The 15180-nt window shown below is 41.4% G+C and carries 7 protein-coding genes; 4 read left to right on the forward strand and 3 right to left on the reverse strand.

The window, feature by feature from the left end; genetic code table 11:
* Positions 1-73: 73 nt before the first annotated feature.
* A complete protein-coding gene (locus tag VB740_RS32035; protein ID WP_323203858.1) occupies positions 74-6073 on the reverse strand; it encodes an AAA family ATPase in 6000 nt (1999 codons plus the stop codon).
* Between the two features lie 686 nt (positions 6074-6759).
* Here VB740_RS32035 and VB740_RS32040 point away from each other — a divergent pair.
* The 3 genes from VB740_RS32040 to VB740_RS32050 all read left to right on the forward strand — a co-directional run bounded on the left by VB740_RS32040 (position 6760) and on the right by VB740_RS32050 (position 12704).
* Positions 6760-7503: a peptidoglycan-binding domain-containing protein gene (locus tag VB740_RS32040; protein ID WP_323203859.1), complete on the forward strand. Its 744-nt coding sequence runs from the start codon at positions 6760-6762 to the stop codon at positions 7501-7503.
* Between the two features lie 451 nt (positions 7504-7954).
* Positions 7955-9142, forward strand: a complete 1188-nt coding sequence (locus tag VB740_RS32045; protein ID WP_323203860.1) for a TRC40/GET3/ArsA family transport-energizing ATPase — start codon at positions 7955-7957, stop codon at positions 9140-9142.
* Positions 9143-9395: 253 nt separating this feature from the next.
* A complete protein-coding gene (locus VB740_RS32050) occupies positions 9396-12704 on the forward strand; it encodes a GAF domain-containing protein (protein ID WP_323203861.1) in 3309 nt (1102 codons plus the stop codon).
* Between the two features lie 40 nt (positions 12705-12744).
* On the opposite strand, the gene dnaN is transcribed toward VB740_RS32050, so the two are convergent.
* Positions 12745-13908: a DNA polymerase III subunit beta gene (dnaN, locus tag VB740_RS32055; protein WP_323203862.1), complete on the reverse strand. Its 1164-nt coding sequence runs from the start codon at positions 13906-13908 to the stop codon at positions 12745-12747.
* Between the two features lie 44 nt (positions 13909-13952).
* Positions 13953-14132 carry a hypothetical protein gene (locus tag VB740_RS32060; protein WP_323203863.1) on the reverse strand — a complete coding sequence of 60 codons (180 nt, stop codon included), beginning with the start codon at positions 14130-14132 and terminating at the stop codon, positions 13953-13955.
* Between the two features lie 590 nt (positions 14133-14722).
* On the opposite strand from VB740_RS32060, the gene VB740_RS32065 reads away from it, so the two are divergent.
* On the forward strand, positions 14723-15136 hold the full coding sequence (locus VB740_RS32065) for a hypothetical protein (RefSeq protein ID WP_323203864.1): 414 nt from the start codon (positions 14723-14725) through the stop codon (positions 15134-15136).
* Positions 15137-15180: the final 44 nt, after the last annotated feature.

The following is a 15180-nucleotide window of genomic DNA, read 5'->3' on the forward strand; positions in this document are numbered from 1 at the left end:
GAATTTTCAAGTTTTTGCACAGATGCACGCCCATCATAACTAATCAGCCGGACATGATATTAGGGTTTAGTTTTCAGTCAGTTTTAACCGCAACAGGAAGGATTATTGTAAACTCTGTGCCTTGTCCTAAAACTGAATCTACCTTGAGCGTTCCCCCATGTCGTTCAACGACAATTTGTTGAGCGATCGCTAATCCTAAACCTGTTCCTTGACCCACGGACTTGGTGGTGAACAGATAATCAAATACCCGTTGCTTCACCTCTTCAGGCATTCCGATACCATTGTCTGCAATCCGAATCAAAACTTGCTGTCCATCTTCAGCCAAACGAGTTTTAATTATAATCTGATGGCGATTTAGTTGAATATTTGCTAAATTACGCTGCTGATGAGACTCTTCTAATGCATCGATCGCATTTGCTAGCAGATTCATAAATACCTGGTTTAGCTGGCCTGCAAAGCATTCCACTTGAGGTAAATTACCATAGTCTCTCACTACCTCAATTGCAGGGCGATTGTCATGAGGTTTTAGACGATGTTTGAGAATTAAGATGGTGCTGTCTATGCCATCGTGTAAGTTGAAAGGAACTTTGTAATCCTTATCAGACCTAGAGAAAGTGCGAAGACTATTACTAATCTCATGGATGCGATTAACTCCTAGCTTCATTGAATCGATTAATTTAGGTAAATCTTCTCGTATATACTCCAAATCAATTGCCTCGATTTCATCTTCTAAATCCTGCCCTGGATTGGGTAACTTTTCTTGATATAAATTAATTAGCCTAAACAAGTCTTGTACATAATCTTCAGCAGGTTTAAGGTTGCCAGCAATAAAGCCAACGGGATTATTAATTTCATGAGCAACTCCGGCAACGAGGTTCCCCAGCGCTGACATCTTCTCATTTTGGACTAATTGAAGTTGGGTTTCTTGAAGATAGTGGAGTGTTTGTTCTAGTTGGGTTGACTGTTGGCGAGTTTTGATTAGTAACTCTGTCTGCTGGAGTGCAACCCCCATTTGGGCAGCAATTTGTTTGGCAAATTGAATCTCGGAGGTTTGCCAGTGACGAGGTTGAGCGCATTGGTGAATACAAAGCAGTCCCCAAAGTTCGTTGTCTTGCATAATTGGCACAACCAGCGACGCTCTGATCTTGAATTGCTCTAAAATTACCCGATGGCAGTCTAGTACGGGAGTTGCTTGTAAGTCTGCCATTGCACAGAAACGTCCCTGTTTATATAGAGTTGCGTAGTTCTCGCCAAAGCAATGATCTTGAATTTTGATAGCCAAAGCAGAAGGAAATGCAGGTAGTACATCTTCGGCAATAAACTCGCCGTATTCGTATCCCGATTCCAGATGAAACTGATAGATTCCCACGCGATCGGCGTTCAGTATGGGACGAATATTTTGGGTAACTGCACAGAAAATAGCATCCAAGTCTAAAGACTCTCGCATCTGGGTAACAACATTAAACAAGGTCTTCTGTTGTGCCAGCGATCGCTCCACTTGTTGAGCATAAGTCTGCGCTTGCTGATAAAGGTGGGCATTTTCCAGAGCGATCGCGGCTTGAGTGCAGAGCAGATTCAAAATTTCAACGCGATCGCTTGTAAACACCCCAGTGGTTAATCTATTCTCCAAATACAAAATGCCCAACAGTTTGCCTTGGTGAATAATTGGTATACACAATAAACTCTTGGGTTGTTGACGAATAATATAGGCATCACCCATTAGTAAAGGATGGGTAGTTGCATTGATAATAGTTGAGGGTTGTAAGGTGCGTTTAACTTGATTAATTAGTGAAATAGGCAGATCCTGTGAGTCTTCTAGAGGCAGCGATTGCATCACTGTTGATGACTCTCCAACTGTAGTAATTGCCTCAACCAGCAACCTTTGATTTTCAAGTAATAGCAATACACATTTATCTGCTCCAGCATTTTCAATCACTACATTCAGCAATGTCGAAAGCAGCTTTTCCAGCTGAATTTCACTAGAGAGTGTATGCGAAGCTTTGAGGATGGTTGCCAGATCGAGTGCAACTGACACACCACTACTAGCAGATGTTGTGGAGTTGGCATAATTTAAATTTAATGTGCCGTTATCAATTGTGCTAATTGTGACATCAGCCATCATTTCTATTTTGTCTTGTTGCAAAATGGGAGCTAAAAGATGCGGATAGTCTCGTTCTAAATCCTCAACCTTGGCTTTTGCTCCCCAACGAGAGTATGCGTAGTAGGCATTGAGTAAATAATCCTGAGCAAGTCGCTCTTTGCCCCATCCCAAGTAAAATCGCGCCGCGAGTTCGTTGGCTAGAGCTTCTTCATTGAGGTATTGATTTTCTTGAGCTAAAGCAATGGCAAGATCATAATATTCAACCGCCTCAACTTTATTGCCCAGAATCCGATGCCGTTCTGCTTCCACTAAATAATACTTGTGCAAGTGATTTGCTGGAATATGGTCAGCCCATTTTTTGATCTTTTCCTGGTTGGCAACTACTCGCTGCTGAATGGATTTTTGTTCTGCTTGAGAAACTTCAGAATAGATAGCTAAATGTGCCAGAGAGTCATAGGTGTGGAAAACTGGAACTATAAACAATCCGGTAGCACCACCCAAGTGGTTTTTAATAGCGATCGCAGCTTCAACCGCTAGCTCAAACTTCCCAAATGTATAGCAGAGGATTAGTTTGCTGACATAGAAATAGCAAAGTGCGGTTTGATCGCCTGAGCGTTGGATAATTGGCAACATTTGCTCTTGATCAAAGGCATTACCAATCAATTGCCATGCTTCAGGAGCATCACCAATTAAATTTAAAATTGCTTGTTGAAAAATAGTTAAATGGCTAAGAAGACCTTCCTGTTTAAGATGAGTCAGTTGATCACGGAAGGCAACACTTTCCCGACTGAGATCGCCCAGTTCTTTGCCGACAAACCAAGAGTGCATGACGTAAACGAATGCACAAATGGTAGCCGATTCTAAATCTCCCGTTTCTAGCCCACTTTGATAGCCTTGTCTGAGAAAGGCTAAGGTGTTCTGGAGCGGCTGTTTCCAGTGCCATACACTACACTGAACTCCGACATAGGTTCTAGCTTTCATTTCTTTGGCATTCAACCGTTCGAGCAACAAGTGCGCCAGTTGTCCAAACTGATAGCCACACTCAATGTCTCCAATCACTCCACATAGCATCAGTCCGTAGTAGGCATAGCCATTTGCTGAGTATGAGATATTGCCATATTGAACCGATAAATTCACCTGCTCAAGAATAATAAATGGTAAAAGAGATGGCGCGACAACATAAGCAGAAGAAGAGACATTTGCAAGAATCCTGATGGCCGCTATCTTTTCAGGCTCCGTCATCTGGGGTAAAGTAATTAAATCTAACGGCTGTCTACCTGCCAAGATTGAGTTAGTTGCCGCACACGCTTGGGCAATATCCGATTCACTCGGTTGCTGGGGAAAACTGATTCCGAGACACTCCAAAATCTCCAGGGCAATTTGCACTGCCTCTAGAAATTGATGTTGGGCTTGAGCCGCTTGAATTTTGATTTCATAGACTTTGACTGTATCTAACAGTGTACTGGCGTGTTCTAAAATAACTGCCGCGAATTGTGGCATCTGCTCTAGATTGCCACTCAAATAAGCAGCCTCGGTAGCAGCTTCATAAAGTGCCAGGGTTAGCTGATATTGTTTTTGCCACAGCTCCTGAGGCAGTAAGGCAATGCCTGTGCAAAGATACTCAAATGCTGCTGTGTATGCAGTTGCGGCTCTGGCTTTCTGTCCAGCTTGCAGATTTAATTGGGCAAGTTCAGTCTGCTGCGATCGCACAGTAATCAAATTTTTGCCAATATTAAACTGGTTGACAATTTCAAAAAGCTTTTCGTCTTGCTGCGCCAAGGTTGTATTCTTCAGCAGTAGTTGCCCAATTTTGAGGTGAGTTGCTTGTTTTTGCTCCTCTGGAATGAGAAAATAGGCGGCTTGTTGGACGCGATCGTGCAGAAATTTGTAATTGGGTTGCTCATTATTCATTGGTAATTGGCATGATTCACTGCCATTACCAGAATTTTGGAAAAACTTATAAATTTCACTGGTTGGTAAAATTAAGCCCTCTTGCAGCGCTCTCCACAAGTCTACGGCGGTTTCATCTGGAGATTTTTCATAAACAATAGCCAGGGTTGTCAAGTCAAAAGAGTTACCAATGCAGGCAGCTAGTTTTAAAACACATTGGGTAGAAGTAGGCAACTTCTGGATTTGATGCGCCATAAACTCGACAACATCATCGGTGAGCGTCAATTCTTGAATTTGAGCAATATCCCCTTGCCAATATCCCTTCTCAATATCAAAGGTAATCCATCCCTCTTCATGCAATGCCTTGAGCAACTGGGTGACAAAAAAGGGATTGCCCTTAGTTTTCCGATATACCAATTCCGTCAAAGGTGCTGCTAGCGTTGATGGACAACTAAGGGTATCGGCAATCAAATGATTGAGGTCGGATGCCTGGAGAGGAGTTAGGGTGATAGTATTAATTACCGCCCCAGTTTTGCCAATGTCGTTCAATACCAGCATTAGTGGATGAGCAGGGGAAACTTCATTATCTCGGTAAGCCCCAATAAGCAACAGATAGCCCGTTTCTGTCTCACTCATCAGTAGTTGCATCAGATCGAGTGATGCCGAATCTGCCCATTGCAAATCATCCAGAAAAATGACCAGGGGATGCTCTGGGGTTGTGAGTACCTGAATAAACTTTTGGAACAGCAGATTGAAGCGATTTTGAGATGCACTCCCTGAGAGTTCAGGTGTAGGAGGTTGCTTGCCAATAATCTGTTCGAGTTCAGGAATTACCTCAATAATCACCTGCCCGTTGTCACCCAACGCAGAGAGAATTTTCGTCTGCCATTGCTGCAATTGGGCATCTGTTTCGGTAAGCAGTTGCGCCATCAAGTCCCGTAATGCCAGAACAAACGCCGAAAAAGGAGTATTGTGCCCAAACTGGTCGAATTTACCTTTGATGAAGTAACCTCTCTGCCGGACAATCGGCTTATGAACTTCGTTAACGATCGCTGTTTTGCCGATACCAGAGAAGCCTACTACTAACATGATTTCTGTACTACCACCACTGATCCGGTCAAAGGCTTGCAGTAGTGTAGCTACTTCGGTTTCACGACCATAAAGTTTTTCTGGGATGAGGAAGCGATCGCATACATCCCGTTGGGCAATGGGAAAAGTTTCAATTTTACCCGTTTCCTTAAGTTGAGCCAAACAAATTTCTAAATCATGTTTCAGCCCTAATGCACTTTGATAGCGATCTTCAGCATTTTTTGCCATCAATTTCATCACAATCTCTGAAATCATCTGCGGAATTTCTTCTTCCCTTCCGCCTCTTATTTGTTCGGGTTGTTTTGCAATATGACAGTGAATTAGTTCCATCGGGTCATTAGACTGGAAGGGCAGTTGACCCGTGAGTAATTCAAAAAATGTCACCCCTAAGGAGTAAAAATCACTGCGGTAGTCAATACCCCGGTTCATCCGCCCAGTTTGTTCCGGGGAAAGGTAAGCGAGAGTACCTTCCAAGACCTGGAGATTTTTAATTTCCTGGGTTTCTCTGGGCAGTAGGGAAGCAATGCTGAAGTCAATCAACTTAACTTGTTTTGTCTCTGGATGAATGACGATATTGGCAGGCTTAATATCTTTGTGGATTACCCGATGCTGATAGAGTCCGTTGAGAATGTCAGCTAAATGAATAGCGATCGCAAGAAATTCACTGAGTTTTAGTGGCTGTATCTTAATATATTGCCAAAGTGAAATACCTCCATAATCTGGCATCACTAATGCATAGCTATTACGATACGTTTCTAGACTGTAGGGTTGAACGACACCAGGTAAGTTGAGATTTTTAGTGATTGTGTACTGATTGCGAAACTGTAACAGTTCCCGAAAGGATGGGTAATCACGTTTGAGGTATTTGATGATCACAGGGCGCAGGTCTATATCTCGAATACCTCGATAGACAATAGTCCTAGAACTGAAGTAAAGTTGCTCAACAACTTGATATCCTTCCATTACAACTGTCCAATCTAGTTCTATTGTCATATTCGCTGACCTCATCTCAACAATTTTTTCTAAATGACTTTCATAATTTAGTATTCCCAATAGACAGTTTTTTGTAACATAAAATTTATTTTATTAAGGCAAACAATCTTGTTGTGATTTTTTGATTAAAATCAGCCTTAAATTATATTTATTTAGTAATAATTCTATTAAAATAAATCGAAAACTAGAGATTAATACGCACATTAATTATGAAAAATTAACAAGTTTTTTAACCAAAAGTAAATTTATCAGTTGGATCAGATCGCCTAACATCACAACTGTCTGAGGATTTATCGAACAGAATTCAGGAGTCAGTCGTCAGAATTCAGTTGGGTATTTTGACCGAAAAAGCGTCTGAATCACCGGGTTTAAAAAGCTAAAGAGCGATCGCACATGTACGGTGATCTGCTTGCAGGCTAGTATAAAGAATATATTGCGTAGTATCATCAATAGTTGAGAGTAAGCGATCGCGATCGCCCACCAAGACTTAAAATCACTTTTCTTTTTAACAATCTGTAGTCACCTACGCCGAACGTCTCAAACAGTTGCACCTTGGTGTTACACATCGCTTAACTTTTGGAACGCCTTGCAAACAAAATATGTTAGATTTATTTCTTCCTACTTACATAATTTTTGTAAAACAAGATACATTAAGTCGTAGTTTATTCGCAAAGGAATCAAAAAGTATGGCCGTTAGTAGTCCTGAAGTTATCCGTCATATATTGATTGGACTGGGATATTTAGCTCCTGAGATTGACCCTAAGCCGGATCTGACTAAATTTGCTCCCTGGAAACGAAATAACAACTCCTTGACAGATGATCCTACCGAAGAAGCGATTAAAAAGTTTCAGAAACAGTACTCACAAAAACTTGTGGTTAATGGTAATGCTGATTCCGAGACTCGAAGCGTAATGGAAGATACAGTCATAGGACTTCAGAATAGATTGAAGTTTCACGGTTTCGCAACCAATGCCGAAATTCCTCCAAACAAGCCTTTTTATGGGCCAGCCACTTATACAGCAGTCAAGAAATTTCAGAAATCTCAGGGTTTAACTGAAAATGGCATTGCCACTATTGAACAGCGTCAAATTCTACAGCAACCCACTCTAACAAATAAGCCCCAACCGCAGCCCCAGACACAACTCAAGCTGATAGATTTATGCTTCCAATTCAAAAAGAATCCTCAAAATTCCTCTTACATCGCAGCCTTAAATAACTTACAACAAAATCTACCCAAGGACGTTTTACACAAAGTTACTAACAAATGGAGGGGGACAAACGATCAAAACCCTGAGATTGTCAAGCTGACGAATGTGTTCACTTATTATGATGACAACAATCAAAATCATCGTGATGCACTAACTCACTTACAAAGTCAGATCACCCCAGTCATCTATAAAGAATTTATTAGTCTCTGGAATAAGAAGTGAAGTATCCACCGATGATCCAATCCAAATCAGTGGTGACTTTGCGTCTCATTGGTCTTTGTATTTAAATATACGCTTGGGATAAGCCAGAAATCCCTCATGTAGAGACGCGATTTATCGCGTCTAAAACACTGACACGTTAGACAGACGCGATAAATCGCCGTCTCTACAAAGAATGAACTCGTCAATTATTCCTTGACAGACTACTATTTCCGACTTGTGTGTACACCGTAGCCGACTCGGAGAGGGACAATTGTTGCTTAGTAAAACCAAGGAGAGATTATTTACTAGAGTGAAGTTGTAGATTATCACGCCCTTGCTCAGAAAAGACCGCAATTACTGATGAACAACTCAAACTGTTCACGCCTAGACGTAGTGAAACAACATTTATTTTTCTTAAACAGTCGATAATGTAAATAAATGTAATAAATCCTCAGGCAGGACAGAAGCATCTATGCGTGTAATTTTGATGACTGGTAAAGGCGGCGTGGGCAAAACTTCCGTTGCTGCTGCAACTGGACTCCGTTGTGCAGAACTAGGCTATCAGACATTGGTTTTAAGTACAGATCCGGCTCATTCTTTGGCAGACAGTTTTGACATGGAATTGGGACATGCACCCCAAAAAATTCGCCCAAATCTGTGGGGTGCTGAACTAGATGCGCTGCAAGAACTAGAGGGAAACTGGGGTGCTGTAAAACGTTACATTACCCAAGTTTTACAGGCAAGGGGCTTAGAGGGCGTACAGGCAGAAGAATTAGCAATTTTACCAGGCATGGATGAGATTTTTGGCTTGGTAAGGATGAAACGCCATTACGATGAAGGTGAGTTTGATGTTTTAATTATTGACTCAGCCCCTACGGGCACAGCACTGCGCTTGCTGAGTTTACCTGAAGTCGGTGGCTGGTATATGCGCCGTTTTTACAAACCATTTCAAAACATCTCGGTAGCACTTCGACCTCTGGTTGAACCTTTTTTTAGACCAATTGCTGGTTTTTCGCTACCAGATAAAGAAGTGATGGATGCACCTTATGAGTTTTATGAACAAATTGAAGCTCTGGAAAAAGTATTAACAGACAATACTCAAACCTCAGTGCGTCTGGTAACTAATCCCGAAAAGATGGTGATTAAAGAGTCTCTTCGCGCCCATGCTTATTTGAGTTTGTATAATGTTGCAACAGATTTAGTAGTGGCTAATCGGATTATTCCTAGCGTTGTCCAAGATCCATTTTTTCAACGTTGGAAGGAAAGTCAGGAGCAATATCGTCAGGAAATTCATGATAATTTTCACCCTCTACCTGTGAAAGAAGTTCCATTATTTTCTGAAGAAATGTGCGGATTGGCTGCCTTAGAACGCCTGAAAGAAACTCTCTATAAAGATGAAGATCCGACTCAGGTTTATTACAAAGAAACGACTATGAGAGTCGTACAAGAGCAGAACCAATACAGTTTAGAAATTTATTTGCCCGGCATTCCTAAAAACCAAGTTCAACTGAGCAAGAATGGTGACGAATTAAATATTACTATTGGCAACCACCGTCGTAACTTAGTTTTACCACAAGCCTTAGCAGCACTACAACCAGGAGGGGCAAAGATGGAAGACGACTATCTTAAAATTCGCTTTGCTGACAATATAAGAGTTTAAGTTTGTTGCTACGGCAATGTTAGACGAGAAGCCAAAAGTAAAAAGCAGGAATCTTTTCTTATAACTAGTACAGACGCAATTTTAGCGTCTGTTTTTGTGATATTTTAACGAATTTCTATCAAAGATAAATAAATATTTTATTTAATAATTGACCCGTAGTTTTACTGAAGACAATTTGATTAAATAAATCTGAAAATAGCTTTAGATTTAATTATGTCAATTTGCAAATTATTAATTGATTTTGCTATAAGCAATGACCTCAAAGCCTGAACAAGATTTGCCCTTATGTCGCGATGAAGAAAGTTTACTACGCCGCATTACAAACCGTATCCGGCGAAGCTTAGAGTTTGAAGAAATTATCACAGTGACAACGGCAGAAGTGCGATCGCTACTAAAAACTGACCGAGTGATGATTTATAAATTTCATACCGATGGTAGTGGTCAGGTCATTGCTGAGTCAATTCACGAAAATCGCTTGCCATCGCTACTGGGGCTAAATTTTCCTGCTGATGATATTCCACTCACCGCCCGTGAACTATTTATCAAATCACGGGTGCGTTCTGTTGTAAATGTTGATACTCAAGAGATTGGTCAAAGTTATCTCCATGACTTGGAAAATGGAGAAACTATATCAGAGGAGATCCGTTACCGCCCTGTAGACACCTGTCATATTGAATATTTGACGGCAATGGGGGTAAAGTCTTCTGTGGTAGCGCCTATTCTTTATCAAGATGAACTCTGGGGGCTGTTGGTGTCTCATAATTCTGAAGCACGTTTGATTTCAGAATATGAACTAGAAGCATTACAGATGGTAGTGGATCAGCTCTCAGTCGCGATCGCTCAAAGTACGCTGCTCACTCAAGTCCGCAAAACAGGCGAACGGGAAGCTATCATTAACCGCATTGCTACCCTACTACATTCATTACCGACAATTGTATTACAACCAGCCCTAGAAGCAGCTGTTGCTGCCTTTAATGGTGTTGGTGGCAGACTTTGCATTAGAAATGCAGCTTTTGACTCCCATAATGGCAACGTAAGTAGCTTGACAGAATGTTTAATACCAGGAAACAATTGTGCCAAGCTTTATATCTGTGGACAGCAACCTGCGATGCCAGAACAAACCATATATCCATTGATAGAGCAGTATAGCGTCTGGCAGGAACACTACAAGTCTAATAAATACGATACTTGGGCAATTTCAGATATATATCAAACTCCTAGCTTGCGAAGTTTGCAACCCGCTTTTCAAGAAACTAAAATTCGCAGCATGTTGATGATCCCACTTCAGTATCGTCAGCAGTTGCTAGGCTATTTAAGCATTTTCCGCAACGAAATAGATACAGAAACCCTATGGGCGGGGCAGTATGACAGCGATCAAAGGCAGATGTACCCTCGTTTATCGTTTGAGGTTTGGCGCGAATCTAAAAAAGCACAAGCTCAAAAATGGACGGTTGAAGAAATTGAACTAGCTACAGACATGGGTAAACACTTTGCTTCAGCAATTCAGCAGTATGAACTATACCAACAAGTGCAAGCTTTTAATGACAATTTAGAACACCAAGTTAAAAAGCGCACACTTGAATTACAACGGACAGCTGAACAACAACACGCTGTATTTAAAGTTATTGCCGAAATTCGGGAATCTCTTGACACAGATACCATTTTTCAAACAACGACTAAAGAGGTTTGTCAATTAATCAAAGCCGATCGCGTTTCTGTTTATCGTTTCGATTCTAATTGGGGTGGCGAATTTGTCGGGGATTTTGAGGCTGCTAATCCATATTGGTTGAATGAGTCTGAACTAGGTATTAATACAATTTGGAATGACACCTATTTACAAGATACAGAGGGAGGACGCTACCGCTACAATGAAACATTTGCAGTCGATGACATATACGGGATGGGATTTACTCAGTGTCATATCGACAATCTAGAGCAGTTTCAGATTCACGCTTTTGTGCTTGCTCCGATTTTTGTTGGGCAAAAACTTTGGGGTTTGCTGGCAACTTATCAACACACTGGCCCCCGTCAATGGAAAGCTCCTGAAGTTAACTTTCTCAGCCAGATTGCTGCCCAAATGGGGGTAGCACTCCAGCAAGCTGATTTACTCGCTCAGACACGACAGCAGGCGTTAAATTTGCAACAAGCAGCAGAACAACAACGGGTATTGTTTGAAGTTGTTGCCAAAGTTAGGGAATCTCTTGACTTAGATGCGATTTTTCAGACAACCACCCAAGAAATCTGTAAATCACTACAAGCAGATCGAGTTGCAGTTTATCGGTTCCAGGCTGATTGGAGTGGTGAATATATCGCCGAGTTTGTGGGTAATGGCTGGGTAAAGTTGGTAAATGATCATATCAATACAGTTTGGCAAGATAGTTATTTGCAGGAAACCCAAGGTGGGCGATATCGTCACAACGAAACCTTTGCAGTTAATGACATATATCAAGCCGGGCACTCTGAATGCCACGTTGCAGCTCTGGAGCAATTGCAAGCAAAGGCATATGCGATCGCACCTATATTCATTGGGCAACAGCTATGGGGCTTACTAGCAGCTTATCAGAACTCTGCACCTCGCCATTGGGAAGCCTCAGAAATTAAGTTCATCACTCAAATTGCTAATCAGCTTGGGGTTGCACTTCAACAAGCCCAATTGCATAATCAAACCAAAGAGCAGACAGAAAAGCTGGCTACAGCTTTGCATGATTTACAACAAACTCAAACCCAACTGATCCAAACTGAGAAAATGTCGTCACTGGGTCAACTGGTAGCTGGTATTGCTCACGAAATTAATAACCCGGTAAACTTCATTTATGGCAATATCAATCATGTCAATGATTACGCCGCAGATTTACTTAGTATACTAGACCTCTATTTGCAAAACTGCCCTAACCCTAACCCTGAGATTCGCGATCGCTCTGAAGAAATAGACTTAGAATTTATCATGGAGGATTTGCCGAAAACTTTATCTTCCATGAAAGTTGGAATTGATCGCATCCGTCAGATTGTCTTGGGTTTACGGAATTTCTCCCGCCTTGACCACGCAGAGATGAAGCCAGTTGACATTCACGAGGGCATTGATAGCACCTTGCTAATTTTGCAGCATCGCTTGAAAGCAAAACCGGAAAGTCCGGCGATTAAATTAGTCAAAGAATACAGCAACCTGCCGTTAGTAGAGTGCTATGCCGGGCCATTAAATCAGGTATTTATGAATGTTTTAAGCAATGCGATCGATGCCTTAGAAGATTACAGACAATCTCAATCAAAACCTGATAATAATCAAATTACCATTAATACTACTCTTGGAGAGCTTGAAGGCAATGTTAAGAGCGTAGTAATTCGCATTGCAGACAATGGCCCAGGCATACCCGAAGCCCTCAGAGCAAGAATCTGCGATCCATTTTTTACTACTAAGCCAGTAGGAAAAGGTACTGGTTTGGGGTTATCAATTAGTTATCAGATTGTTGTTGATAAACACGGTGGTGTGTTTAAATGTGATTCTCAGCCCGGGTTAGGGACAGAATTTTGGATTGAAATTCCGATTAAACAAATCAGAAAATAGTAGGGGCGCAAGGCCTTGCGCCCCTACCGCGTGGTCTGGACTAACTTCTAAGTTGCACCGGCATAGCTAAATAGGTCATTTTCAAGCCACCTAATGGCGTAAAAATTACTGGAGTTAGACTTTGATTTAAATGCATTTGAATTTCGGAAGATGGTAACTCTTTCAAGCCTTCCATCAAATATTTAATGTTAAAAGCAATCTCTATATTTTCCCCAGAAATTTGTGCCGGCATTGACTCTCTACCACTTCCCACATCTTGAGCTTCGCAAGATAAAGTAATTTCTTGGGCGTTGCTGTCAATACTAACCTTGACAATATTATTTTTCTGATCTGCTAGCACAGCAATCCGTTCTAAAGTGCTGACGAATTGTCGCCGTTCAATTGTCACTTGTCGCTCAAATTGGCGGGGGATTAATTGTCGATATGCAGGATATTGCCCTTCTAATGTGCGACTAGTCAAGCGTTGATTTTGCCATGCAAACACAACTTGACCTTGATCGAAATATAAAGCAACAGGTTCATCTGATGAGGCGCTATGAGCTAGCATTCGTTGAAGTTCGCGTAATGCTCTAGCTGGTACTGTCACTTCTAGTTGGGTAGTTCCGCCAAGAGGACGCTCGTTGCTAGTTTCTACTACTGCTAGGCGATGTCCGTCGGTAGCTGCAAATTCTAAGGTATCTTGTTTAACTGTTAAATGCACTCCGGTGAGTACTTGCTTAGTTTCATCGCCACTGGTAGCAAACAATGAACCGCGTAATCCCTCAATTAATGCGGCGGTGGTGAGATGGATTACTTCGGTATTTTCAATTACAGGTAGTTCGGGGAATTCTTCAGGGCCCATTGCTCGGACTTGGTAATGTCCACTTTTGGGTGTGAGTGTGACTATTAAACCTTCTCCACCGGATGTTGTACCTGTGAGGGCTGATTCATCATCTAAAGTGATTTCGCCTTCTGGAAGACGAGAGGTGATGTCTACAAGTAACTTAGCAGGAAGTGCGATCGCACCACTTTGCCATACCTCTGCGTTAAAGCTGGTGCGGATTCCCAAGCTGAGATCGAAGGCTGTTAAGCTTACTTGGTTAGTTTCAGCATCCGCTTGGAGCAGCACATTGGCAAGTACTGGATGAGTTGGCCGTGAAGGGACTGCACGACTAACGAGTGAGAGATTTGTACTGAGATCGCTTTGGGAGCAAACTAATTTCATAAGTCAGATGCAGCTGGTGAAAGATATCCTAACATTCTTATTGTTTATAGGCGATCGCTATTTGTTTGATTAGTGCGTAGGCGGTCTGATAAATTACCTACTGAGAGCAAATGCTGGGGAATTCCTCCCATGCGCTCTAGAATGCTTTGCTCACCATGAGATGTGGAATTTTTCTGATCCTGTCTATCTTTTATGAATAGCAAGAAGTCTAGCACTTCTTCCACTAAAGAATCTGAAACCTGCTCAATTTCCTGAATAAGTTACTCTCTGGCTGTCATAAATTATCTGTCTCAATACCAACAAAACTTCATTTATCACGTTAACAAGTGTTCAGGGGCTATTTCATCTCAGACAACAATCAAAAGCGATGGCTTCTACTGTTCAAACTGTAAAAGTTTAAACCTTTGCAACAAATGCTCTTCCATGTATAAGAAAGGCTTAAGTATTTCTTACAAATGTATAAGCCGTTGCAACATTTGTTTAATACTTTGCAACAAATACTCTTCCATGTATAAGAAAGGCTTAAGTCTTTCTTGCAAATGTATAAGCCGTTGCAACATTTGTTTAATGCTTTGCAACAAATACTCTTCCATGTATAAGAAAGGCTTAAATCATTGCAGCATTTGTTGTAATGAACTTATAAATCTATTTACTACCTGGAAAAAAATTTAGTCTAAGTGTAATTAACTAAAGCTTTTGAGATGCGATGTCTACGAGGGTCTACGCCTAAGCAACTGATTTGCTATATTTTCCGATGCCAATCAAGCACTTTTTGTATAAAACAGTACTATTAACCTAGTAGCAGAGATGCATTATGGCACGTCGCAAAAGAAATTCCAGCGTTTTAGAACGAGCCGATCGCCGCATTGAAAGTTTACAATCTATCAGCGTAGAACTTGACTTTGGCCAAGGACTGACTATCCAAGCTTATAATAAGACAATTAACGATCTCCGGTCTAAGCTTGCTGCTTACAACACTGCGTTATCTACTATTGACAAACTCACAGATGATGTGAACAACGCAGAACAGGTTGTGATAGCCATGTCAGAAAAAATGCTACTAGGAGTTGCCAGCCGTTACGGTAAAATCAGCCAGGAATACGAGATGGCGGGTGGGGCGCGACGAGGTAATACTAAGAAGAAGCGAAGCGTAGTAAGCAATTCCAAAGTCACCAATCCTTTAGCAGCCGATTCTGTTCAGCCTTCTTCTGTAAATGGGGCTTGCTGAAAAATAAAGAAAAGGTGACAGTATCTAAATTATTAGACTCTAGA

The organism is Nostoc sp. UHCC 0251 (assembly GCF_034932245.1).
In the GTDB taxonomy this organism is placed as follows: Bacteria; Cyanobacteriota; Cyanobacteriia; order Cyanobacteriales; family Nostocaceae; genus Nostoc.